Here is a 23326-nt window from a genome sequence, read left to right as displayed (position 1 = left end):
GACATGAAAAAGGGACAGATGTCCATGAACCATCGTCCACCTTCTGCCCCTTGAGCGGGAAGCCGTACCCAGGGTACGGCTATGTACAGTCATTATGATAATGGATGGCTGTTGTGTTCTTAACCAGGTGGACTCCAGCCTTCGAGCCATCGCAAATAAACCTCGCATAAGTAAGGTTTTTCGCAAAGCGCTTGCCAGAGTCCTATAAAATTTGGTTAGTTAAGAACACGCACCGACATCAAGACAACTCCCCTATTTCAATCGAAATCAAACCGCTCAAAACCTGTTGGACATAAAAATAATGTCCTGCTTCACTTCAAAACCATGCTTCCGATAAAAATCTTCGGCCGGAAGCCCCTTTCCCGTCAGCAGTACCATGCAATGAATGTTCATTGAATGTAAGTATGCCTTCATTCCATTCATGAGCGCCGAGCCTAGACCGCTGCGCTGCAAACCGGTATCGATGAAATATTCCTGGATATGGTACTCTTTGCCGCTGTACCAGCTCTTTGTATGGCCAAAGGAGGCTCCCAGGATGCTGCCCTCCTGTTCGATAACAAAACCCAGGAACACCGGATTGTCCATAAATTCCTTGAGGTATTGCTGCACATGCGACACGGAGTCCCACTGGTCGAACCAGGGTTCGCCGTTAAATACCTTGAGCATCAGCTCCGAGCATGCTTCAAGATCGGATTCGTCCATCCATCTGACATTCGCATTCGTTCCCATTAAGCCGCAACACCCCATGATCTGTAAATGATATCGTAATCCCCGACAAACCTAGCCGTCCGGATCATTATTATGATAGGAGCAAAGTCATTCCGACTCGACTCCTTACCTACTATCGGGTCATGGCTCACGTTCCTTTCCGTGGAGGGATCCAATCTTTCCGCCAAAATAGCGCGCGCCCGGTACAGCCGGGATTTCACCGTTCCTTCCGGTATCCCTACGATCTTGACGATATGGCTAATCGGCATATCCCGGTAATAGTGAAGCTGAATAACCCTGCGTAAATCCTCTTCCAGATAAGTCACGGCCTCGTTAAGTTCGATCGCTTCATACGGCAGTGCATCGGCACCCCCATCCGTAGGATCAACCTTGCGCAGCCGCTGCTGGGAGCGCAGCAGTTGCAGGCATTCATGAATGAGAATACGGGACAGCCATGTTTTGAAATAAGCAGGCTCTTTCAAGGTAGGGATAGCGATGAAGGATTTATACATCGCTTCCTGTACCGCATCCGCGCAATCCTCTTCCCGCTTCAGATACAAGCGGGCTAGTCCATACAAATTACGCTCGCAAGCGTGGATCAGCCGGCTAAAGGCTTCCCGATCCCCACGCTTGGCAAGCTGAACATCGCGCTCTATATTGGATTTCTTGTTCAAGTTGGGAGACCTCCTTTGCAACACTTCCTTGGCCTTACATAAGTTAGATGCCTGAGAACGTGCTCAGGTTCACGTCAGTTCATTATTTTTTTAAAAGCTGGTGTTACAATTACCTTCATCTTCGCACATTTCCGCTAATCATTTCCATATTGAATATTTATCATATTAAAAAACACCGCAAGGTCATCGCCCTCACGGTGTCTCGTTCAGCCTATAAATCGTTCATATCATGAATTGCATGATTAGATCCGTTCTCATTCAATTCGTACCCTTATCCACATATCGTCCTTGCTCGGGAACGGCCAAACGGTCAAAGTCCCGGGCCAACCGCGCAAGCGAAGCTGTTAGCTCTTCGCCGCGCATGGAGACCCCGTGCCCCGTGACCAGAATTCCAGGATTCAGGCTTGCCAGGCGGCGAACCGATTCACGCGCCAGATCCCAGTCCGGGGTAAAATACATCGGCGGCCCGTGCAGCTCCTTCTCCTGCCCGATGACGGCAAGCGCTGACTCTTGCTTCACCGTAATGACCGCGTCTCCGGCCACGAGGACTCGATCCCGTTCACGAAAAAGGGAGATATGGCCTGGGCTATGACCCGGTGTCGGGATCCATTTGAATTCGGGAAGACCGGGGACGCTTCCGTCCTCCGGCAGCGGTCGTATCCTCGATCCCAGATCGATGGCTTTATTCGGATACATGGGAGCTACGCGGGCCATCAATCCGCCGCCTACGCTTGGATCTCCCGGTGGATAGTCTTCCTTTCCCGTGAGGTACGGCAGCTCATCCCGATGAGCATAGACGGGGACGTTCCAGCGATCGGCCAACTCCTTTACATTGCCCACATGGTCGAAATGGCCGTGCGAAAGCACGATGCAAACCGGCGGCTTTCCGAATCTTTTCTCAGCTTCTTCTACTATGGAGCCTTCGAAATTTCCGAGTCCCGTATCAATCAGTACCCAGTCACCGGTTCCCGGCGTACCGACCATCTGGATGTTCACCATGACGGTACGCAAGGATAGAATATCCGGCGTAATCTCCTCGGGCTCTACTACCCCCGTCTTTAACATGCTGTGGTCATTCATTATCGAATCGCCCCCATTTCTCGTTGTAAGTGCTTCTTGTAATAACATACCCGTTTTGGCACTTTTCAACGAAGAAACGGCGGTTTTTACTGAATCATTTTGTTGAGACGCTCCAGATAACGCCAGCGAGTAATAAAGAAATAAATGATCTGTATGCTCAGGAAGAAGATGAAAATCTTCAAACTGTGCCCTACGATCGAGAAGTCTACCAGCTGCTGCAGGGCTACGAAGGCAACGCCGCTGTGAATAAGTGCAATCAGCATCGGCAGAAAGAACATAATGACAAGCTGCTTGGTAATGATGGTGCCAAGCTCTTTTTTGCTGAGACCGACCTTGGCTATCATGCGATACTGCTGTTCATCCCGGGCAAGATCCGCGTATAGCCGGAAATAAACAAAGCTTGCCGCGAAGGTGAAAAACACGATGCCGACCAAGCCGCTCACCATAAGCAGGATCCCGTTCTGCTGCTGGGCGCTTTTCCAATCCAAATACAATGATTTTAGATAATAGCTGTAGTCTTCATTCTTTTTGAGACGATCCAAAATCGATCTAGACACATCCCCTGTATTCTTCCAATCCTGTACGTAATACGTATGGTATGCCGCATAACCGTACTCCTGATCCTGTTGTGCCTGGAACGCATCCTCGTACAAACGGTCGGATACGACCAGCGTCTCGCCGTAGGTTGCCGGTACAGCAATGAACGTTTCAGCTTTGAGCACTTTTACGGTTTCCGATTTCTTGCCGATTAATACTTCGAACTGATCATTCAAGGGACCATCAATTCGGTAGCTGTTCTTCTCCGTTACCGTTCCCGGAGTCAAGATCCCTTCAAGATCGCTCAATGTTTCTGCCGGGTAACCCAGCGACTGAATGAGACTGTTATATTCGCTCAGCTTAATCAGCTTCACCCCGTTATCCGAGAAAATCGGGGTAACCTCCGCTTCCTTGTAATCGAATCCGCTCTTTCTGAGCTCCTCCCTGATGATATCCAGATGTCGATTCCCTCTGTCCGCATCCTCTTCATACATGGAATACGTAAAGGCATAAGGGTTCTCCATGGCCGACAGTCCCGGATCCCCGATCGCGAGCGTGGTACCGATCCCGGTAAAGGCAGATGCCGAAATGACCGATACGAGGAAGAACATCACCGCATTGTCCTTGATTCTGTACAGCAGCTCCGAGATCGTCAGCAGATTGGTTCGGCGGAAGAAGAACCGCTCTTTCTTCTGCAGATACCGCATGAAAAACACGCTGAACTGGGTGAAGAGAAAATACGTGCCGATAATGACGAAAATAACGCCGCCAAGCAGCAGGAATAAATTGAAGATTTGGAGAATGGCAAAAGCCATGACCATGCCGTATCCGGTTCCGATCAGCAGGACTGCCAGCACGGCCAGCCAAGCCGATGCTTTCGGCTGCGGCTTGGGGCTTTCCTCTGCTTTCACAAGGGCGAGCAGCGTGCCCTTACGCAGCATAAACGAGGAGAACAGCGCAATCAGCAGGAACAATACGGCATAAGCCGCAGCCGTAATGATCAGCGATTGGAGCGGAAAATAAAACGGAAGTCCGGTATCCACGGCCAGCAGCTTGGCGCTGATTAGCAGAATCAGCTTGGAGAACAGCAGGCCCGTGCCGATGCCGACAACGATCGCCGCAGCGCCAATCAGGATATTCTCGATGAACAGCATCCGGTTCAATTGCTTGCGGGACATGCCGAGGATCAGCAGAATGCCGAACTCCTTTTTCCGGACCTTGATGAAGGCCCCCACCGAATACAGCAGGAAGAAAAATGAAAACACGAACACGATATACTGGGATACCGTCATGCCCATCGTGCCCAGCATGGACATGGTACCGCTTGAGGAGACCAGGCCGTCCTTCAGCTGCGGGTGAAACGACAGCAGCCCGTAAGTAAAGAAAATCATGACGGAGAAGGCACTGCTCAGGAAATGGGCAATATACGTGCGCTTGCTGCGCAGGACGTTGTTAATGGCGAACTGGCGAAAATTCATGTCCCGAACCTCCCAGCAGCGATAACACGTTGATGATTTTTTGGTAGAAGGCCGACTGGCTCTCGCCGTACGTGATTTCGTTGTACAACTGTCCGTCCTTGATAAACACCACCCGATTGCAATAGCTTGCTGCCACCGGGTCATGGGTGACCAGCAGCATCGTCACTTGGTCTTCCTTGTTTCTCCGGTCCATCATTTCCATGACGTCGCGGGCCGACTTGGAGTCCAGGTTGCCTGTCGGCTCATCGGCCAGAACCAGCTTCGGTACGTGGATCATGGCCCGTGCTATCGCCGTCCGCTGCGCCTGTCCCCCCGATATTTCATAAGTCCGCTTATCCAGTATCGACGTGATGCCCAGTTTATCGGCCAAAATGCCGACCCGGCGGTTCATCTCATCCAGATCCACGCCGTCCAGCGCCAAGGGGAGCAGGATGTTCTCCTTCACCGTCAATGTATTCAGCAGGTTGAAGGACTGAAAGACAAACCCCAGCTCACGCCGGCGGAACATGGCGAGTTTATCCTGGGATAATCGGAACGGATCCTCCCCGCCGATGGTGATCTCTCCGGACGTAGGTCGGTCGATGGTGGAGATCATGTTGAGCAGCGTCGTTTTTCCGCTGCCGGAGGGGCCCATGATGCCGACGAATTCCCCTTGGTTGATGCTCAGATTGATATTGGAAAGCGCCTCGTGGGACACCGCGGCCTTATAGACTTTGCCCAGATTGCGCACGTTTAGTATTTCCATTTTGTTGTAAACCTCACTTTCGTTATATCGTTCCTGTAAGGTTAGTGTATAGCAACCGGCAGGCCATCTCCTATCGATCACTCTTTCGCCAACCTTACATCGGTGTAAGATTCATCTGAGTGCATCACGTTTGCGATTCTAAGGCCGCTTCGAGTACGTAATGGTTGCGATTCCAGAGGCGTTCCGAGTACGTTATTGTTGCGATATAAAGGTGCTCCGAGTATGTCACTGTACGATCTCGAGGCCGCTCCGAGTGTTAACGTTCCTACGATCGCTGTTGCCCCCAAATTTTCCGAACGATTACGCCGAGGTGAAAATTCGGGTGCAAAGGCGACCGCTTCGCTTCTTCGGAATCGTTTCGTCCTCTTTCGCTGGTGCGTGCCGATACCTGCACATGATTTAAAGCATAAGAAAAACCTTACCTCAGGGCTTCATGATGCTTCAACATCCATCATTTACCCAAGATAAGGTGTTCTCGTAAAGTATTTAGGTGACTCAATCCAAAGTTCAATAAGAGCTCAAACCGAATCTTACCCAGCCCCTGCTTTACTGCCTTATATAATTTCAATGTCGTGAATGTCACCTGCAACAGCCATAATTGAACTCTGCCTCCAAGAGACGTCTGTACAAAGCAGATCTCACCCCGAGAAAATCAGCCTCACCGTCGTTCCTCTTCCCGGCTCGGATTCCAGCTCGATTTGGTGGTTCATTTTATGGACCACTTCTTTGACGAGATACAAGCCCATGCCGGTGGATTCCTTCAGCTTGCGGCCGTTTTCCCCGGTGTAGAACGGGTCGAACACCCGCTTCAAGTCGGATGGCGGTATGCCCATCCCCCGGTCCGTGATCTCCAGCACCACATGGCGGTGGTCCTCCGTCCGGCGGGCCTGCATCGTCACCTTAAGCCCGGTTCCCGCAGAATATTTAATGGCGTTGGACAGCATCTGCAGCATGATGAACCGGAGCCATTTGGCATCCGTCTGAACGGTGAGATCCGAATCGATCCGCACCTCCGGATACACATGACTGTGAATGAAATAACGCTTGTTCTCGTGCACCGCCTCGACTGCCGCCTTATGAAGCTTCACGGGCTCCACGCTGAAATCCTGCTCGAAGGTTTCGAGCCTGGACATGTAGAGCACCATCTCCAGCCCGCGCCGAATCCGGTCGGACTCCTCGGATAAACTCTTGAAGGCGTCGTTGTCATCCTCCTGCGTGATCATCTCAATGACGGACAGCGGCGTTTTCATCTGGTGCACCCACTGATTCATGAAGATCATATGCTCTTTCCGCCGGCGCTCCCACTCTTCCATGACCGTGCGGTATTGACGGTACTGCTCCTCCATAAGCTCGCTAAGGGCCGTAGGCAGCGGGGCAGACTCGTTATGCTTGATCGATTCCTCCAACGACCTGATGGGCTGCGACAGCCGCTCATAGAAATCCCGGTGCGTGAAATACCGGAATGCCAGGTACCCGCCCAGAATGGTCAGACCGAGGAAAACAGCATAAGCCGCTGTCACCGGATGATCATAGCCGTCATACCAGAATACGAGCAGCACAACGAACAAGGCCGCGGTTACAAACAGAATGAGGGGCAGATGCTCACGCCAAAACAGCTTTTTCATTGCCTACCTCTTCCATGACGTATGCAGCCTGTACCCCGAACCGCGAATCGTTTCCAGCGCATTCTCAATCCCTAACTCCCCCAGTCGTTTCCGCACCCGGTTAATATTCACGCTAAGCGTATTATCGTCCACGAACGTATCGTCCCAAAGCTTCTCCAGAATCGTCTCGCGCGTCACAAGCCGGGGGCTCCGGCTCAGCAGCGTTTCCAGAAGGATCGTTTCTTTTTTCGTGAGCACGGATGTCTGATCGTGAAGAGTCAGCTCCATCCGTTCTGGGTAGAGGACAAGCCCGTCCCTCTCCACCGTACGCTCAGCGGATGCTGCCGCATAGTCGCCGTATACGCGACGCAGCTGGCTGTGGATTTTGGCGATGACGATATCGTAAGCAAACGGCTTGGTGATATAATCATCCGCGCCGTTCTCCAAGGCCCGGAGCTGATCCGGCGTCCCGTTACGGGCCGAGATGAAAATAATCGGGCAGGTCGATACCGACCGGATCTGGCGGCACCAATAATATCCGTCAAAGCTTGGCAGGTTCACGTCGAGCAGAACGAGATGCGGTTTCATCTCATGGAACTGTTCCAGCACATGATCGAAATCCTCGACGATGTTCCCTTCATTTCCGTACCGTTCAATATGCGATTGCAGCAGCCCCGCCAGCTTGGGGTCATCCTCAACGATCATGATTTTGTACATCCGTTCACCCTCCATGAAGCGTCAGGCCGCTCTTTCCCCTCCGAAAGAACAACCCGATGGTTTATGATTCCCTAACGATAGCCGCTTCAAAAAAGTTGGTTCCGTCCGGCGATGTGCCCTGCACGTACACCCGATTGTTCTCCTCGGCCGAACGCTTGATCAGCATCGTATCCTTCAGTCTGGCCTCGTTATGGTATGTAATCTTGAAGCCGGTCACTTGCCCTTCCCGAAGTTCCTGCTCATCCAGCACGTCAAAGCACAAATCCGCATACCGGGCGTTATTCAGATGGCCGTTCGTATCGATTCCGCTATACCGGACCGTATACGTATACGCATCATCAAGCTGTACCCCTTCCGGCAATACGGCTTTGCTTGGCAGCTCTCCAACCGTTTCCTGACCGATCGGCACCTCGTACGGAAACATGGACGGACGCAGAATTTTCCGTTTATGAATGTCCACCAGCGCCCATACCGAGCGGCCCTCGCCAAGAAATTCCCCATCGCCGTTCTTGATCCGATAATCCCGATGCCACAGCGCCCCTTTGGACCCGCGGCTCCAGGTGTCCACATATACGGTTTCCATATCCCTTGGCATCCGCCGCATCTCAAGCTCCAGCGTAATCAGCATCCAGCCCATGCCACGCTCGATCATTTCCTCGCGGCTGATCCCCAGCGCCTCAATATGCCGGTCAGCCGCTCTCTGCAAAATACTGAGCAGCGAAGACCATCGGCAGTCTCCCTTAAAGTCTGCGTCAACGGATTGAATTGTATAGTCTTCTGTCCATTTTTCTATCATGAGTCCCATGCCAGCTCCTTTATTTTCTCAACCTAACCACTCTCTTCAAGCATAATCAAAAAAATCGCATTTATCAAAGAACGAAGCGGCATATCACTGCATTGGAAAATAATGATTTTATCCAAGTTGCTGGTCAACCCGGTTTAAAAGTCACGTCTTTGGTTAATAGTAAGGCACAAACAACTATAACTTATACGAGGTGATAAACATGAGTTTTCTTTGGTCATTAATCGTTGGCGGTATCATTGGATGGATTGCTGGTTTGATTATGGGCAGAGACATCCCCGGCGGTATCATCGGTAACATCATTGCTGGTTTCGTCGGTGCTTGGCTGGGCGGACTTCTGCTCGGATCCTGGGGACCTGAAATGGGTGGATTCTACATCCTGCCTGCGTTGATCGGTGCCGTCATTCTGGTCTTTATCGTCAGCCTGATCATGGGTTCGATGAGACGCGGCCGCTCATAACCACTTGAAATTGGACGTTGATGCGTAATTGCTGCGATGTTCCGCTATGACATGGTTTAAACGTACTTACAGCGGTATTCGCAAGTGCAACGGACAATTTCCGTAACAAAACAGGGTGACCTATTCGCTATCATGGCATAGGTCACCCTGTTTTACATGTTTAAGTAATGGGAAGTCCCTGCTTCTTGGCGTAATTGCCCCAATGCGGCTTACGCCCGTCAATGTCGCTAAACCCGTATTCATCCGATAGGTCCCAGCTGGTCAGCGCCTTCCCGCTCTTGTCGGCAACATTCGGATCGGCTGCCAGCGCCGCAACCGCCTGCCCAAGAAAATATGGAGTCTCCGATTCGATGAAATGCGGTTCTTGTGCCGTGGCATCCCGCCAATTTTCTTCCGTAACGCCGAAGTGATCCAGCATTTGCTCCGAGCGCAGAAATCCCGGCGTCACGGATAGTGCGGTTACCTGATAGGGACGCAGCTCTTCCGCCATGGCTGCCGCCAGATGAATCGCCGAAATTTTTGCCAGGCTGTAATACAAATTCCCGCGATACCGGTACGTCGAGCCGTCCGTGACCTCAATGACCAATCCGCTGCCGTTCTCCACCATCAGCGGAACGCCGTAATAACTCGTGATCATATGCGTTGTCACTGCCCGCTCCTGCATCAGCAGTCCATCGGACAGAAATTGCTCCCAGAACGGAATATTCCAGTGCGTCAAGTTCTCGCCGCCCCATATATCATTGACGAGGATGTCCAGCCGGCCTTGCTGCTCCTCGCGAATGCGATCAAACAACGTTTTCACTTGCTCTTCCACGGTATGGTCGCATTGCACGGGAATGCCGTTGCCTCCCCGGTCCGTCACCATCTCCGCCGTGTCGTCAATGGTCTCCGTCCGCTTGATATCCGACGCTTGGCCGCGTACGCTCCGTCCCGTGCAATACACCGTTGCCCCCGCGGCACCCAGCATCACCGCAATGGCGCGGCCTGCTCCCCGGGTCGCTCCGGCCACGACGGCGATTTTTCCTTGCAATGGCTTTGGATCATTCTTACTCATAGCGTTACCTCCAACTATATTCTGAAGTATCTCAACGCCTTCATCGTATCAGACATATATGACATCCGTTGTCTTATATCCATGCTACAATACAATTAACTTCTATAGATACAGAGAGGTGACATGACTTGAGGGCGGATCGTCTATTATCCATTATGCTGATGCTTCAGAACGGGGGGAAGAAGAACACCCGTTATCTGGCGGAGCAGCTTGAGGTATCGGAGCGCACGATTATACGCGATATGGAAAGCTTGAGCTCGGCGGGCATCCCCGTATATGCGGAAAGAGGATCCCAGGGCGGCTGGGTGCTGGAGGAGAGCTATCGAACGAACCTGACCGGCATGACGCCGGACGAGCTCATCTCCCTGCTGGTTTCCAGCCACAGCCCGTTGATCGGGGATTTGGGGATCCGCAAACAGTTTGATGCTGCCTATCAAAAACTGTTGGCTTCTTCCCCACGCTCCATTCGGCAGGATGCCGAAATCATTCGGGAGAAGATCCATATCGATGGCGCAGGCTGGCACTCCTACCGCGAATCGCATCCGTATCTTACGGTTCTGCAGGAGGCGCTGTGGTTGGATCGCACCATCGATATCCAATACATGAAGGGAGAGGAACGAGTCGAAAGAAGGATTCATCCGCTCGGGCTGGTTGCCAAAAGGAGTACCTGGTATGTGGTGGCCGAATCTCAAGGCGAGCTGCGAACCTATCGCGTATCGAGAATCGTGGATGCCGTCATGTCCGAGGAAACGTTCGAGCGCCCGGGCGATTTTAATCTAGCCGAATACTGGGAGGAGTCGCTGGCACGGTTCATGCAAAATCTCCCCCAGTATCCCGCACAGATTCGCATGACCGTCGATCTGATCAAACGCTTTGAGCGGGAGCGGTACGTAAAAATACTCCGATGCGATATGGATAGCCAGCACGACGGGTGGATAACGGCCGATTTGGAGTTCAACACCCTGGAATCGGCTTCGGCATTTCTTCTAAGCTGCGGGGCGGAAATCGAGGTGATGGCCCCCCAAGAGCTTAGGGAGCATGTCAGCATGGCGGCAAATGCCATATCGCGGCTATATGAATAGATCAAATTAAAACACCGGGCAATCGCCCCAAAAACAGAGGCGTACCCGGTGTCGTGTGTATTGCGTGCGCGATGTGCGCCGTCTTCATTGAATCGTATGGAGAGGCTTCAGGCTGGCTTCGATCTGTTCTCGCTTCGGCTCCAGAAACGGCGGCAGCGCAAGGGACTCGCCGAGATGGTCGATATGCTCATCCGTGTCAAAGCCCGGACCGTCGGTAGCTACCTCGAACAAAATACCGTTAGGCTCCCGGAAATACAAGGAACGGAAGTAGAAGCGATCGACAAATCCCGAATTCGAAAAGCCCACATCGCCGATCCGGTCAATCCAGGACCGAAGCTCTTCCTCGTCCTCGACGCGGAATGCAACGTGATGAACGCCGCCGCGGCCAAGACGCTCCTGCGGAAGATCCGTTCGTTCCTCTACATGCACTTCCGCTCCCGTACCGCCTTCTCCCGTCTCAAATACCAGGATATCCGGCTGCCCGTCTACTGGCGAAGCATAGTGCCCTTTGTAGCGGAAGCCCATCAGCTCCGTCAATACCTTCACGGTCAACACTGGATTAGGCACGGTCAGCTGCACCGGGCCTAATCCGATGATGGCGTATTCCGCCGGAACCGGCCCCTTTTCCCATGGAACGCCGCCTGGAACTCCCTCGTTATGTTCATCCGAAACGAGAATGATGCGCTGGCCCTCGAAATCCCTGAAGAGAAGGGTCAATCGGCCCGCACGTTCCTTGATCTCCTCGCGTTCTACGCCGTGCTCGTCCAGCCGCCGGGTCCAATATTCCAAGGCGCGGTCGTTGGGCACGCGCAGGGATGTCGCCGAAATGCTGTTGTTTCCCTCACGGGTCCGGCCGGCCATCGGAATTTCGAAGAAGGTAAGCTCCGTGCCGGGATTTCCTTTTTCATCGCCGTAAAACAGATGGTACACCGACACATCGTCCTGGTTCACCGTTTTCTTGACCAATCGCATGCCCAGAACTTTTGTATAAAATTCGAAGTTCCGCGAAGCCGCAGCCGTTAACGCGGATACGTGATGAATTCCTTTAAACTTCATGACTTCAACCTCCATTTATCGTTTTTTTCGTTATTAATAGCATGTTAACCATCATAAATATTCATATTTGCTGTCTGATTCGGGAGCAGCTTCGTTCTTCGCTGCCTTCTTTACGTTTGCTTAATCTCAGTTTAGTATTTAAACCTTAAATCGTCAAGTCTTAATATTAAGATATTTAAAATAAAAATAACAGAACTCCTTTTCCCCGATCAACCCCGGAAAAATGGATCTGTTATTCATTCCCTCCTATGTTGAACCCTATCCGCAAATTATCCGATTTCGATATCATGGGATCAAGGTTCATTCTATGTCTTGGAGACCGCCTCTTCCCGATACTCGGATGGCGTTTTCCCCGTGATTTTCTTAAATACCTGGGTGAAATATCGCGGATCCTGATACCCTACCAGCGGCGCTACCTGGTACACCTTCACGTCCGTATTCAGCAGAATGCTCTTGGCCTTCTCGATCCGGCACTCCGTCAGGTACTCCAGAAACGTATAACCCGTCGTTCCCTTAAACAGCGTGCAGAAATGGCTAATGCTCAGATCCGCCAGCTCCGAAACCTCCTCGATGGTCAGATCCTTCTGGTAATTCTCCGCGATATACTCCTTGGCTTTGCCCATCACGGCTTGAACATTGTCTTTGGCCTGCCCGGACCGGCTCTCGGCAATCCACTTGCTGAAGTGGCTCTTGATGACGTCCATTAGCTGCTGAAGCGTGCCGGATGCATGAAGCTCCTGCAGCAGTTCCTCCAGCGACCACTCAAACAGCACCTTCATATGCTCAAACTGCCGATACAGCACGACGCTCATCTCCAGCAGCACCCGCTCGGTCATCTCCCTGCTGAACGCATGCTCCTCGATATAAGCCTTGGTTTCGTCAAAAAGCTCCAGGAGCCGCTCCTTATGAAGCGTACGGATGCTTTCCACCATGAGCGACTCGAGATGCTTCGGATACTTCGCTTCGCTGGCCGTTTCCAGCACCGAATCGGGCGTCCCGAGAAACACGCCCTCTTCCCCTGAATAAAACCGCTGGTACAATGCGCGCACGGCCGTCTCGTAAGCCGTTCCCAGACGGTCGATCCCGGCCATGCTGGGACTGAAGCCGACCGAGCAGGACAGCTTCGTGTTCCGCTTGATCAATTGCACCAGATCCCGGCCGATATCCTCCTGCCGCTCCTTCGTCAGGTTCGGAAACAGCAGCACCCATTCCCCGCTGCGGAAAGGAAATACCGTCAGCCCGCCATGCTGCAAGGACCACTCCTCGAGGACATTCCGTACGGCAAACAGCCACAGGCGCTTCTCGTCCATGCTCCACAGCTCGTTAAGCCGCAAGTATTGATCCAATTGAATGACGGCCATCGTGTATCCATGCTCCAGCTCGCTGTCCTCCAGCCACTGCATATGCTGCAGGGGACTACGGTTCCCTTCGATGAATTCGGTCAGCATCCGCTCCCGGGCCAGCAGCGACAGAACCTTGATCGAGTGAAGCATCTGGTCATCCGCAATCTGCTTCTCCAGGGTTCTGGCCGCCCTGGCAATCGTTTCGGTCAGTTCATCGTGGTCGATCGGCTTCAGCAAATAATCGAAAGCCCCTTCGCGCAGCGCTTCCCTCGCGTATTCGAATTCGCCGTACCCGCTGATGAAAATAATGATTCGCCTTGCCTGATCCGCCTTCAGTTCCTTCATGAGCGTAATGCCGTCCATCCCCGGCATCCGAATATCGCTGATAATGATATGCGGCGACACTTCGCGCGCCAGCTTCAATGCGCCGTCTCCGCTCTTGGCCTCCCCAACGACCTCCAGATCGAGCTCATCCCATGGAATAGCCGCCTTCAGGCTGCGCAGAATGATCGGCTCATCATCGACCAGCATGACTCTGAATTTGCCTTCCGATCCGCCCATGACGTTCCCCCCTGTCTCCTGTTTACTCTGCTGCCGTATTCCGCCTAAGCTTCCAATACCGCACCGAGGACTTCTGAATTTGCTCCAATGCGCCAGCAGCATCGATCCGTCCTCCAATCATATCCTCGATCACCTTAAGGAACGAACTGTTCACCTCGGGTGATAACGTGTTGTCGTAAGGCAGAAAGGTGCTCGTGGATTCCTCCATCAATTCCGTGACTTGGGCAAAAACCGGCCCGGTTTTCTTGGAATCATAGTCAATCTTCATCGAAGGGACGCGCAGCCCTTCATACACCAGCCGAGTCTGCACCTCCGGGGTATAGAACATGCCCAGCAGCTCCAGAGCCGATTGCTTTTTCGTTTCATCCAAGTCCGATGACAGCCCGATGCCGATCGTATATCCCCCTGCCAAGGAGCGTTCTTCGCCGGGAAGGAGCGACGGAAAGGGAATGACGCCGATCTCGTTCTGAAAATCCGGGTAATCCTCATTCTGCAGCAGCGTGATATCCCAGCTGCCGTTCATATACATCGCCGCTTTTCCTTCCGTGAACTGGGCAATCGCTTCTTCTGTGGAAAGATCGTTCGCGTTCGGACTGAACGCCCCTTCGTTGATCCACAGCTCCAAGTGCTCAAACGCCTCCAAATACGACTCTTGCACAAAGCTGGCCTGATCATCTCCTTCGACCAGCCGGTCAATCAGTTCCGGCCCGGCGTAGCGATCCATGAAATAGTGGGCAAAAATTCCCGCCGGCCACCTGTCTTCGTTGCCGACCGCAAAGGGAATGATATCGTTCTCCCGAAGAACGCGAATAGCTTCGTCCATCTCCTCCAGCGTCTTCGGAGGCTCCAGCTTCAGCTGCCGGAATAAAGCCCGGTTATAATAGATCGGCTCTGCGTGTCCCTCGAAGGGCAGGCCATAGATCCGGTCCTCGAAGGTCCAATGGTGCAGATCCTTGAACTGCTCCTTCAATCCGGTATCTTGCAAAAAATCCGTTAAATCCATCAACCGGTTGGATCTGGCATAAGGCACGATCTCGGCGCCTCCGAACAAAACAAACATATCCGGCGGCGTGCCGGTCACCATCTCGCTCTTCAGCTTTTGTTCCCGGTGAATCGTCTGATCGATGCTCTCGAAATTCACCTTTACGTTTGGATGCGCTTTCTCGTAAGTGCGGACGATGCTCTCAAATACGGCCAGCACCGGCTTGTCATGCTCTTTGTTCCAGAAATGCCGGAACGTCAGCGTGATTTTCTCCGGCTGTTCCTCCTGGGCTGGTCCCTGATTCTGTACCGTCACCCACACGACAGACAGCGCCAACAGAGCGGCATATCCGACGATCCAGCCCCAATTCCAAAACCATCTCACCCTGCAGCCCCCCTCTCATGTCAGTATTTTCGGTATTCGAATTCGTATCAAGGAGCCGTAACCCGGGGAGGAACAGATCATCAGGCCGTAACGGCTGCCAAACCGGATCCGCAGCCTTTCATGGACATTCTTCAATCCGACCCCGTTCTCGCGGTACTTTTTGAGCTGTCCCGGATCCGAATTCCACAGCTTCATCAGCGTTTCCGGATCGAAGCCCGGACCGTTGTCCTCCACGTCAATCACGATATCCTCGCCGTTCTCGGACACACTGATGGAGATGAATCCGCTCTCCTCCATCGGCTCGATCCCGTGATATAAAGCGTTCTCAACAATCGGCTGAACGATCAGCTTTTGCGTAACGTAGTGCCTCAGTTCATTCGGAAGCTCAATGCCGTAATCGAATTTTTCCTCGAACCTGAATTTCTGTATCCGCATGTAATGCTGGACATGCTCCAGCTCCATGCTGAGGGGGATAAGCTCATGATGCTCGCTGATGCTGATACGCAGCAGCTTTCCAAGCGAAACCACCATCTTGCTGATATCCTTATTGCCCTGAAGCACGGCCATCGAATTGATCGATTCCAGTGAATTATAGATGAAGTGCGGATTGATCTGAGCGACCAGCGCCTGCAGCTCCGCTTCCTTTTTTCGTGCTTGTTCCGTCTCGACCTGCCCAATCAGCTCCTGGATCTGGGTGCTCATCCGGTTAAAGCCGTCGATCAACAAATCCGTCTCGTCCTCCGCCACGTTATGCGACGGGATCGGAACGAAGATGCCCTGCTTGACGCGCTTCATCCCGTTCACCGCGCTAATGATGCTGCGCACCATTCTGCGCACAAAAAAACGGTCGAACAGGAACGCCGACACGAGCGAGATCAATCCCAGGATCAAGGCCAGGTTGCGAATCGGGACCGATTCGGCCGAAATCAGTTTGCTTGGCGTGATGGCGACCAGAAACCAATCTTTATTATGAGAAGGTGAATAGGTGATCAGCGATTTTTCGCCTGCGTATTGATCGACATAATACCCTTTTCCATTCGTCTTATAATTATCCGAGAGAAACGGGAATTCCGTCCGCTCCCCGATATGCCCGCCTGACTTGCTGAACACGATGTGCCCCTGCTGGTTGACCAGCAAAATATCTCCCTGCTTCAGCGTTGCCGCCTCCCAGAACACCTGATCCAGGAGATCCGGCTTCACGTAGATCACCACGGTTCCGATATCCTCCAGCGAGTAATAGTCCTTGATGACCCTGGATTGAATCAAAACGGGAGCGCCGTCAGCCGCAGAGCCGTTCTCGCCGGGTCCGACCCATACGGGACGCCCCTCCGCCTTCTCCACCGCTTCATACCATGCCTGCTGCCTCAGTTCCTGAAGCTCCATTCCGCCATTCGTGTTATACATCAACCTGTCATTCGAATAAAAAGCAAACGACGCAATCATCGGATGATTAATCAGATTGTTGATCTCCTGCCGCCGTTCATAGGTAACCGCGTATTCCGGCTGTTTCAGCATCTGCTGAACCGATTGCTGGGTAATCGCCGAGTTCGAAATCGTCGTGATTTCGTTCAAGGCGAACTTCAGTTTCCGATCCGTTTCCAGGAGCGAAATCCAATAGAAATCATTCGACTTCTTCTCCATCGCTTCCGAAAAGCTGTAATAGGATACCCCGCCCAGCGCGATGACCGGAATGAAGACCAGAAGAATAATAGCCAGCAATATCTTTCGGCGGAGTTTCATGGATCCTTCCTCCCTCCACTCTACTATGTCTATTATTCTTCATAACAGGCCGCATTCCTTGTCGACTTCACCTTGCTTGTTAACTTTTTATGGCGCCTGATGTCAATCCGGCGATGACCCATCGGCTGAACAACAGAAATACGATGAGAAGCGGCAGCGTCGCCGTGAAGGTGGCCGACATGATCATGCCGAAATCAAGACCGTCCTTATTGGTGAACAATTGCTGCAGCGCAATTTGAATGGTGTAATTCTCCCTGTTTTTCAATACGACGAGCGGCCAGAAGAAATCGTTCCACACGTTCATGAAGTTCAGAATCCCGAGCGTGGCCATCGCCGGGGTAACAACGGGAATGGCAATGTTCCAGAAGATCCGGAAATGTCCGCCGCCGTCGATCCGCCCCGCTTCGATCAGCTCGGTATGAACGGCAGAAGCGATATACTGCCGCATCCAGAAGATGCCGAAGGCATTGACCATGGCCGGCACGATGAGCGCTTTGTAGCTGTCGATCCAGTGCAGCTTGGCCATGATGACGTATTGTGGAAGCACGCCCAGCTGGGCAGGCACCAGCATCGTGGCAATGACAAAAACAAACAGCGTCTTTTTCAGTGGAAACTCATACTTGGCAAAAGCATAACCCGCCAGCGTGCAGAGGAATACCACGGACAAGGTCACGGCCGTTGACACCACCACCGAGTTCAATAAGGCCCTGAAAAAATCCGTCCGCTCCAGCACGCGCGCGAAGTTATCGAAAAACTGCGTGCCGGGCGTAAGCAGCGGCGGAATGTGAAATGCCGCATCCTTGTCATTGGTAGCCACGACAAACATCCAGTAGAACGGGAAGACTGAGACCAGCGCGCCAAGGACCATGAAAAGATAGAAAAAGAATTTCGCGACAACACCGGGTTCATCCGGCTTTTTTCGGCTTATGGCGACTGTGCTCATGCTTTTTTACCTCCCGAATCTTTGCCTTCGCGGCCCAATATCATATTTAATACCGAGAACAGAATGGTGGCGATGAACAAGAGAACCGCCGTTGCCGCAGCCGTACCGAAGAATCCGTTCTTAAATGCTTCGTTATACAAATAGGTGACCATCGTGACCCCTTCCTGACGCGTAGAACCCGTGCCGGACTGACCGAGGAATACATAAGGCTCCGTAAACAATTGGAGCGCGCCGATCGTCGATACCAAGGTGACGAACAGAATGAATGGGCGAAGAAGCGGCAGCGTGATATAGAGCAGCTGCTGGCCGCGGGTGGCCCCGTCGATTTTGGCCGCTTCATAAATATCGGTCGGAATGCTCTGCAGCCCCGACAGAAAAATAATGGCGTTATAGCCCATCCACCGCCACATGACCATGGATGATATTGCGATTTTGACTCCCCACCAGCCGGAGTTGAACGGCACGCTTTCCGCACCGAAGGTGTTCAGCAGCCAGTTGACCATCCCGTTGTTTCCGAACATCGTACTGAACACCAGCGTCACCGCAACGATGGAGGTGATGTTCGGCATGAAATACAGGATGCGGAACGTGTTCTTGAATCTGTTCAAGGCCGAGTTGAGCATAACCGCAACAAATAATGCCACAATCAGCTGCGGCACGGTTCCCATCAAAGCCATAATGAGGGTGTTGCTAAACGCGATCCAGAAGGTCGGGTCGCTTGTAATAAGCTCGTAATTCTTGAAGCCGACGTATTTCATCGGTCCGAGCGCATCCCATTTGAAGAAAGACAAATAGATGGTAAACAGGATCGGATACAGACCGAAGATTGCGAACAATATAAAGAATGGCGATATAAACGTATAAGCCGTAAACCGGCTTCGCACGGTCTCCGTCAACAAGCGCCGCCTTTGCGGCACCGGCTGCGGCGATTCTGCCGTTGCTGTGTCAGCCATGATGCACCTCCAGGTAGGTAAGGATAAATCCGAACCCGAGCGAAGGGCGCTTTATCCCTTCTCGGGTTCGGACGGTTATTGGATATGAACGGGCTAGCTGGAATGATCCGTCTGTTTAATCTAGCTGCGATCGACCAGCGTCTTGATTTGCTTCATTGCGCTTTCCCATTCTTTTTGCGGGTCGGCCTTTTTCTCCAGCACGTTTTTGAGCGCGTTTTTGATGATCGTGTCGGTCTGGTCATGAAGCGGTCCGTAGTAAACCGGCTTGATGCGTTCCGCCGATTTGGCATACGCTTCGGAAATGACCTGGCCGCCGAAGAATTCGTCCTTCTCTTCCGTGAACGAAGGCTCGCTGTACACCGCCGGGATGGACGGGAACAAACCGCTGTCCTTAAACGATTTCAGCTGATTCTCCTTGTTCAGCACCCACGAGATGAATTCGTAAGCTTCCTTCGAATACTTGCCTTCCTTCGGCAGGGTCAGGAACGAACCGCCCCAGTTGCCTGCTCCTTCAGGAAGCTGGGCAATCTGCCATTTGCCTGCGGTGTCCTTCGCATTGCGGATGGTACCGGCAATCCAAGCCGGGCCGAGCATGACGCCGAAGTCGCCGTCATTGATCGCTTTTTGCCATTCAGGAGACCATAGAATCCAGTTGCCGATCCAGCCTTCCTGAATTCCTTTTACCGTAAAGTCGTAAGCTTTTCTCACTTGCGGGTTCGTATCTCCGATAAAAGAGCCGTCCTCTTTGTTGAAGTAGATTTGATCCGGGGATTGGTCGCGCACCCCGTTGTAGACCAGGTCTGTCAAATCGGCGAACGGTTTTCCTGTTTTGCTGGTGAAATCCTTGGCCACGCTGGCGAATTTGCCCCATGAATCGATCGCGGCGCTGAAGCCGTCCGGATCGGTTGGCAGTCCTGCTTGCTCAGCCAGATCCGTACGGTAATAGACGACCGTAGGGCCGATGTCTGTTGGCAGACCGAGTTGGAAGGTGCCGTCAACCGATGTGGCCTGCTTCCATTTCCACTCCAGGTAGTTGCCCTCTAAGTCTTTGGCGCCGAGGTCGTACAGGTTATAGAATTTATCCTGGTTATTGATGAAGCGCTCCATGAAGGCAATTTCCAGCTGGAAAATGTCGGGTGCGCCAGAGCCCGCTGACAACGCCGTCGTCAGATTGTTGTGGTGCGCGGTTTGGTCCGACGTATTCTGGAATTTGAACGTGATGTTTGGATGCTCTTTCGTATATTCCTTCGCCAGATCTTCATAGTTGGTCGTTCCGAGCGACCAGAAGGAGAGCTCGATTTTCTCTGTGGACTCGGTTCCTTCTTTCGTATTGTCCGTCCCTTCATTGCTGCTGCCTCCCCCCGGAGATTCAGCCGTACTGCTTCCGTTTCCGCCACCGCCTCCACATGCGGCCAGCGTGAACACCATGATGACACTCAGGAGCAGCAAGCTCCATGATTTAAACCTTTTCATTCTTCTACCCCTCTTCCATGGAACGTATTTTTCTTCTTTAGTCTAATGAAAGCGGCGCCAAATTTTGAGGAGGCAAACTTTCGAATTTGAGTTGAATATATTACGATTCACGTTCGTCCGCTCGAAAAATCGCAGCATAAAAAAACCGCATATCGATTATCGATAGCGGTTTAAATAGCTTAGATTTGTCATATCGTCCATTTGACGATGGAACCCGCGTAGGTCATGCCTCCGCCGAATCCGTAGAGCAGTGCGTGGTCTCCCGCTTTCAGGCGCCCTTCGTCGACGGCCAGCTGAAGCGCAAGCGGAATGGAAGCTGCCGACGTATTCCCCCGGTACTCGACGCTGGTCAAGGTGCGGTCCATGGTAAACGGCCCCCGCTCGTTAATTGCCTCGATCATGCGGAGATTGGCGCTATGCGGAACAAACCAATCGACTTCGTCCGCGGTCATGCCCCCTTTGGACAAAAGTGCCCGGACGCCGTCCGGAATGTTCCGAATGGCCCACTTATAAATCTCGCGGCCATTTTGGACAAGGCATCCACTCTTTAATTCCGTACCGTCCATTTGCTCGGAGAGCGCGGTTTTATACAGATGAATGCCGCCTTCGCCAAAAGTGCCCGAGACGGAAGCGATGATCCCAGCCGAAGACTCGTCTCTCTCCAACAATACGGCACCTGCGCCATCCCCAAACAATACGCATGTCGTTCGGTCGGTGTAATCCGTAATCTTCGATAACGTTTCCGCGCCGATAACCAAAATTTTACGGTAGGCTCCCCCGGATATCAATCCGTCAGCCATCTGCAGCGCATATACGAATCCCGCACAGGCGGCATTCAGATCCAGCGCACCCGTGCTTGCGATGCCCAGCTTCGATTGCACTCGGGAAGCGGTACTGGGAAAAGAGTACTCCGGCGTGCTCGTGGCCACAAGAATCATATCCGCATCCTGCACGGTAACGCCATACCGTTCAACCATATCCTCCACAGCCTTAATGGCAAGATCGGACACGTACTGATCGGGAGCGGCAATCCGGCGTTCCCGCATGCCTGTCCGCTGGACGATCCACTCATCGCTCGTTTCCACCATCTTCTCCAAATCCGCATTCGTTAAAATCCGTTCAGGAACGTACGTCCCGATTGCCGTTATTCTCGACTTCGATTGGCTCATCATTCCCACCTCCAATTTTATAACCATTATAACACCAAGTATTAGGACTTGGTACTAATTTATTTTTATATATGATTATTACAGCCTTCACCATCTTCGCCCCGATCTAAACACGCGTTCCCTCTTACACGAAAAAACCTTTATCGCTTCAGCGATAAAGGTTCTCTAATTAGAATCAGAAACAGACTTCCTCACCAATCGACATGGAATATATCTGGATGTGGAGATCCGGATTCGTTCCCTTCTATTCTGATTGACGATTACGTTTTATGTGTAACAAAAAAGACCGCAATCGATCACTCGATAACGGTCTTTATGGTTGTTCGCTTGGCGACGTCCTACTCTCCCGGGACCCTTCGGTCCAAGTACCATCGGCGCTGGAAGGCTTAACGGTCGTGTTCGGTATGGGAACGCGTGGAACCCTTCCGCCATCGCCACCAAACGGTTCAGATGCTTGATCACCTGAAAACTAGATACGAAACGAATTTGCAGCACATTGAAATATGTTTTGGATAAGCCCTCGACCGATTAGTATTGGTCAGCTCCATGCATTGCTGCACTTCCACCTCCAACCTATCTACCTCGTCGTCTTCAAGGGGTCTTACTAATTGGGAAATCTCATCTTGAGGGGGGCTTCACGCTTAGATGCTTTCAGCGCTTATCCCGTCCGTACGTAGCTACCCAGCCATGCTCCTGGCGGAACAACTGGTGCACCAGCGGTACGTCCATCCCGGTCCTCTCGTACTAAGGACAGCTCCTCTCAAATTTCCTACGCCCACGACAGATAGGGACCGAACTGTCTCACGACGTTCTGAACCCAGCTCGCGTACCGCTTTAATGGGCGAACAGCCCAACCCTTGGGACCTACTTCAGCCCCAGGATGCGATGAGCCGACATCGAGGTGCCAAACCTCCCCGTCGATGTGGACTCTTGGGGGAGATAAGCCTGTTATCCCCAGGGTAGCTTTTATCCGTTGAGCGATGGCCCTTCCATGCGGTACCACCGGATCACTAAGCCCGACTTTCGTCCCTGCTCGACTTGTAGGTCTCGCAGTCAAGCTCCCTTATGCCTTTGCACTCTTCGAATGATTTCCAACCATTCTGAGGGAACCTTGGGGCGCCTCCGTTACTCTTTAGGAGGCGACCGCCCCAGTCAAACTGCCCGCCTGACACTGTCCCCGTACCGGATCACGGTACCAGGTTAGAACCTAGATACGATCAGGGTGGTATCCCAACGTCGCCTCCACACAAGCTGGCGCTCATGCTTCAAAGGCTCCCACCTATCCTGTACAGATCGTACCCAAATCCAATATCAAGCTGCAGTAAAGCTCCATGGGGTCTTTCCGTCTTGTCGCGGGTAACCTGCATCTTCACAGGTATTAAAATTTCACCGGATCTCTCGTTGAGACAGCGCCCAAGTCGTTACGCCATTCGTGCGGGTCAGAATTTACCTGACAAGGAATTTCGCTACCTTAGGACCGTTATAGTTACGGCCGCCGTTTACTGGGGCTTCGGTTCACAGCTTCGGATTGCTCCTAACCGCTCCCCTTAACCTTCCAGCACCGGGCAGGCGTCAGCCCGTATACTTCGCCTTACGGCTTCGCACAGACCTGTGTTTTTGCTAAACAGTCGCTTGGGCCTTTTCACTGCGGCCCCCTCGGGCTATTCACCCTACCGAGGCACCCCTTCTCCCGAAGTTACGGGGTCATTTTGCCGAGTTCCTTAACGAGAGTTCTTCCGCGCGCCTTAGAATTCTCTTCTCGCCTACCTGTGTCGGTTTGC

The 23326-nt window shown here is 52.5% G+C and carries 19 protein-coding genes and 2 rRNA genes (1 of these 21 cut by a window edge); 2 read left to right on the top strand and 19 right to left on the bottom strand.

Annotated elements, in window-relative coordinates:
* Window positions 1-276: 276 nt before the first annotated feature.
* From M1D70_RS04650 to M1D70_RS04615, 8 genes are all read right to left on the bottom strand, one after another.
* A complete protein-coding gene (locus M1D70_RS04650) occupies window positions 277-702 on the bottom strand; it encodes a GNAT family N-acetyltransferase (RefSeq protein ID WP_456289253.1) in 426 nt (141 codons plus the stop codon).
* 26 nt (window positions 703-728) lie between these two features.
* On the bottom strand, window positions 729-1382 hold the full coding sequence (locus M1D70_RS04645; RefSeq protein ID WP_456289252.1) for a sigma-70 family RNA polymerase sigma factor: 654 nt from the start codon (window positions 1380-1382) through the stop codon (window positions 729-731).
* A 258-nt stretch (window positions 1383-1640) separates the two neighbouring features.
* Window positions 1641-2462, bottom strand: a complete 822-nt coding sequence (locus M1D70_RS04640) for an MBL fold metallo-hydrolase (protein ID WP_456289251.1) — start codon at window positions 2460-2462, stop codon at window positions 1641-1643.
* Between the two features lie 86 nt (window positions 2463-2548).
* Complete coding sequence (locus M1D70_RS04635; protein WP_456289250.1) at window positions 2549-4477, bottom strand: FtsX-like permease family protein; 1929 nt, start codon at window positions 4475-4477, stop codon at window positions 2549-2551.
* Window positions 4452-5222 carry an ABC transporter ATP-binding protein gene (locus tag M1D70_RS04630; RefSeq protein WP_119849954.1) on the bottom strand — a complete coding sequence of 257 codons (771 nt, stop codon included), beginning with the start codon at window positions 5220-5222 and terminating at the stop codon, window positions 4452-4454. The genes M1D70_RS04635 and M1D70_RS04630 overlap by 26 nt, the downstream gene beginning before the upstream one ends.
* Before the next feature lie 638 nt (window positions 5223-5860).
* Window positions 5861-6847 carry a sensor histidine kinase gene (locus M1D70_RS04625; RefSeq protein ID WP_456289249.1) on the bottom strand — a complete coding sequence of 329 codons (987 nt, stop codon included), beginning with the start codon at window positions 6845-6847 and terminating at the stop codon, window positions 5861-5863.
* Window positions 6848-6850: 3 nt separating this feature from the next.
* Window positions 6851-7543 carry a response regulator transcription factor gene (locus M1D70_RS04620; protein ID WP_456289248.1) on the bottom strand — a complete coding sequence of 231 codons (693 nt, stop codon included), beginning with the start codon at window positions 7541-7543 and terminating at the stop codon, window positions 6851-6853.
* Between the two features lie 61 nt (window positions 7544-7604).
* The gene (locus tag M1D70_RS04615) at window positions 7605-8339 is read right to left on the bottom strand and encodes an acyl-[acyl-carrier-protein] thioesterase (RefSeq protein ID WP_456289247.1); all 735 of its coding nucleotides are present in this window, start codon (window positions 8337-8339) and stop codon (window positions 7605-7607) included.
* A 208-nt stretch (window positions 8340-8547) separates the two neighbouring features.
* On the opposite strand from M1D70_RS04615, the gene M1D70_RS04610 reads away from it, so the two are divergent.
* Window positions 8548-8805 carry a GlsB/YeaQ/YmgE family stress response membrane protein gene (locus M1D70_RS04610; RefSeq protein ID WP_009592319.1) on the top strand — a complete coding sequence of 86 codons (258 nt, stop codon included), beginning with the start codon at window positions 8548-8550 and terminating at the stop codon, window positions 8803-8805.
* 160 nt (window positions 8806-8965) lie between these two features.
* On the opposite strand, the gene M1D70_RS04605 is transcribed toward M1D70_RS04610, so the two are convergent.
* Window positions 8966-9859 (bottom strand): SDR family oxidoreductase, encoded by an 894-nt coding sequence (locus M1D70_RS04605; RefSeq protein WP_009592312.1) that lies wholly within the window; start codon window positions 9857-9859, stop codon window positions 8966-8968.
* Between the two features lie 128 nt (window positions 9860-9987).
* Here M1D70_RS04605 and M1D70_RS04600 point away from each other — a divergent pair, with 128 nt between their 5' ends.
* Window positions 9988-10941 carry a helix-turn-helix transcriptional regulator gene (locus M1D70_RS04600; RefSeq protein WP_456289246.1) on the top strand — a complete coding sequence of 318 codons (954 nt, stop codon included), beginning with the start codon at window positions 9988-9990 and terminating at the stop codon, window positions 10939-10941.
* An 84-nt stretch (window positions 10942-11025) separates the two neighbouring features.
* Here M1D70_RS04600 and M1D70_RS04595 read toward each other — a convergent pair whose 3' ends face one another.
* The 10 genes from M1D70_RS04595 to M1D70_RS04550 form a co-directional block, all read right to left on the bottom strand.
* Window positions 11026-11997 carry a ring-cleaving dioxygenase gene (locus tag M1D70_RS04595; RefSeq protein WP_456289245.1) on the bottom strand — a complete coding sequence of 324 codons (972 nt, stop codon included), beginning with the start codon at window positions 11995-11997 and terminating at the stop codon, window positions 11026-11028.
* A 305-nt stretch (window positions 11998-12302) separates the two neighbouring features.
* Window positions 12303-13901 (bottom strand): response regulator transcription factor, encoded by a 1599-nt coding sequence (locus tag M1D70_RS04590; protein WP_036661985.1) that lies wholly within the window; start codon window positions 13899-13901, stop codon window positions 12303-12305.
* A 22-nt stretch (window positions 13902-13923) separates the two neighbouring features.
* Window positions 13924-15267 (bottom strand): ABC transporter substrate-binding protein, encoded by a 1344-nt coding sequence (locus M1D70_RS04585; RefSeq protein WP_456289244.1) that lies wholly within the window; start codon window positions 15265-15267, stop codon window positions 13924-13926.
* A 15-nt stretch (window positions 15268-15282) separates the two neighbouring features.
* Window positions 15283-17007 (bottom strand): sensor histidine kinase, encoded by a 1725-nt coding sequence (locus tag M1D70_RS04580; protein WP_456289243.1) that lies wholly within the window; start codon window positions 17005-17007, stop codon window positions 15283-15285.
* A 79-nt stretch (window positions 17008-17086) separates the two neighbouring features.
* Entirely contained in the window at window positions 17087-17950 is an 864-nt protein-coding gene (locus M1D70_RS04575; protein ID WP_036661989.1) for a carbohydrate ABC transporter permease, read from the bottom strand.
* A complete protein-coding gene (locus M1D70_RS04570; protein ID WP_009592284.1) occupies window positions 17947-18903 on the bottom strand; it encodes a carbohydrate ABC transporter permease in 957 nt (318 codons plus the stop codon). Before M1D70_RS04570 ends, M1D70_RS04575 begins: the two co-directional genes overlap by 4 nt.
* A 120-nt stretch (window positions 18904-19023) precedes the next feature.
* Window positions 19024-20376, bottom strand: coding sequence for an ABC transporter substrate-binding protein (locus tag M1D70_RS04565; RefSeq protein WP_456289241.1), 1353 nt, complete (start codon window positions 20374-20376; stop codon window positions 19024-19026).
* A 188-nt stretch (window positions 20377-20564) separates the two neighbouring features.
* The gene (locus M1D70_RS04560) at window positions 20565-21545 is read right to left on the bottom strand and encodes a ketoacyl-ACP synthase III (protein ID WP_176502472.1); all 981 of its coding nucleotides are present in this window, start codon (window positions 21543-21545) and stop codon (window positions 20565-20567) included.
* 325 nt (window positions 21546-21870) lie between these two features.
* A 5S ribosomal RNA gene (gene rrf, locus M1D70_RS04555) occupies window positions 21871-21987 on the bottom strand.
* Between the two features lie 66 nt (window positions 21988-22053).
* Window positions 22054-23326: ribosomal RNA gene (locus M1D70_RS04550) — 23S ribosomal RNA — on the bottom strand; it runs 1656 nt beyond the window's last position.

This window comes from Paenibacillus sp. AK002, assembly GCF_053903045.1.
This window is presented reverse-complemented; position numbering and strand designations above follow the sequence as displayed.

Coding starts and splice junctions, on each gene's coding strand:
- M1D70_RS04640 (WP_456289251.1), bottom strand. CDS start 2,462: ATGAATGACCACAGCATGTTAAAGACGGGGGTAGTAGAGCCCGAGGAG.
- M1D70_RS04570 (WP_009592284.1), bottom strand. CDS start 18,903: ATGGCTGACACAGCAACGGCAGAATCGCCGCAGCCGGTGCCGCAAAGG.
- M1D70_RS04630 (WP_119849954.1), bottom strand. CDS start 5,222: ATGGAAATACTAAACGTGCGCAATCTGGGCAAAGTCTATAAGGCCGCG.
- M1D70_RS04595 (WP_456289245.1), bottom strand. CDS start 11,997: ATGAAGTTTAAAGGAATTCATCACGTATCCGCGTTAACGGCTGCGGCT.
- M1D70_RS04635 (WP_456289250.1), bottom strand. CDS start 4,477: ATGAATTTTCGCCAGTTCGCCATTAACAACGTCCTGCGCAGCAAGCGC.
- M1D70_RS04565 (WP_456289241.1), bottom strand. CDS start 20,376: ATGAAAAGGTTTAAATCATGGAGCTTGCTGCTCCTGAGTGTCATCATG.
- M1D70_RS04590 (WP_036661985.1), bottom strand. CDS start 13,901: ATGGGCGGATCGGAAGGCAAATTCAGAGTCATGCTGGTCGATGATGAG.
- M1D70_RS04610 (WP_009592319.1), top strand. CDS start 8,548: ATGAGTTTTCTTTGGTCATTAATCGTTGGCGGTATCATTGGATGGATT.
- M1D70_RS04560 (WP_176502472.1), bottom strand. CDS start 21,545: ATGAGCCAATCGAAGTCGAGAATAACGGCAATCGGGACGTACGTTCCT.
- M1D70_RS04625 (WP_456289249.1), bottom strand. CDS start 6,847: ATGAAAAAGCTGTTTTGGCGTGAGCATCTGCCCCTCATTCTGTTTGTA.
- M1D70_RS04580 (WP_456289243.1), bottom strand. CDS start 17,007: ATGAAACTCCGCCGAAAGATATTGCTGGCTATTATTCTTCTGGTCTTC.
- M1D70_RS04605 (WP_009592312.1), bottom strand. CDS start 9,859: ATGAGTAAGAATGATCCAAAGCCATTGCAAGGAAAAATCGCCGTCGTG.
- M1D70_RS04620 (WP_456289248.1), bottom strand. CDS start 7,543: ATGTACAAAATCATGATCGTTGAGGATGACCCCAAGCTGGCGGGGCTG.
- M1D70_RS04650 (WP_456289253.1), bottom strand. CDS start 702: ATGGACGAATCCGATCTTGAAGCATGCTCGGAGCTGATGCTCAAGGTA.
- M1D70_RS04615 (WP_456289247.1), bottom strand. CDS start 8,339: ATGATAGAAAAATGGACAGAAGACTATACAATTCAATCCGTTGACGCA.
- M1D70_RS04575 (WP_036661989.1), bottom strand. CDS start 17,950: ATGAGCACAGTCGCCATAAGCCGAAAAAAGCCGGATGAACCCGGTGTT.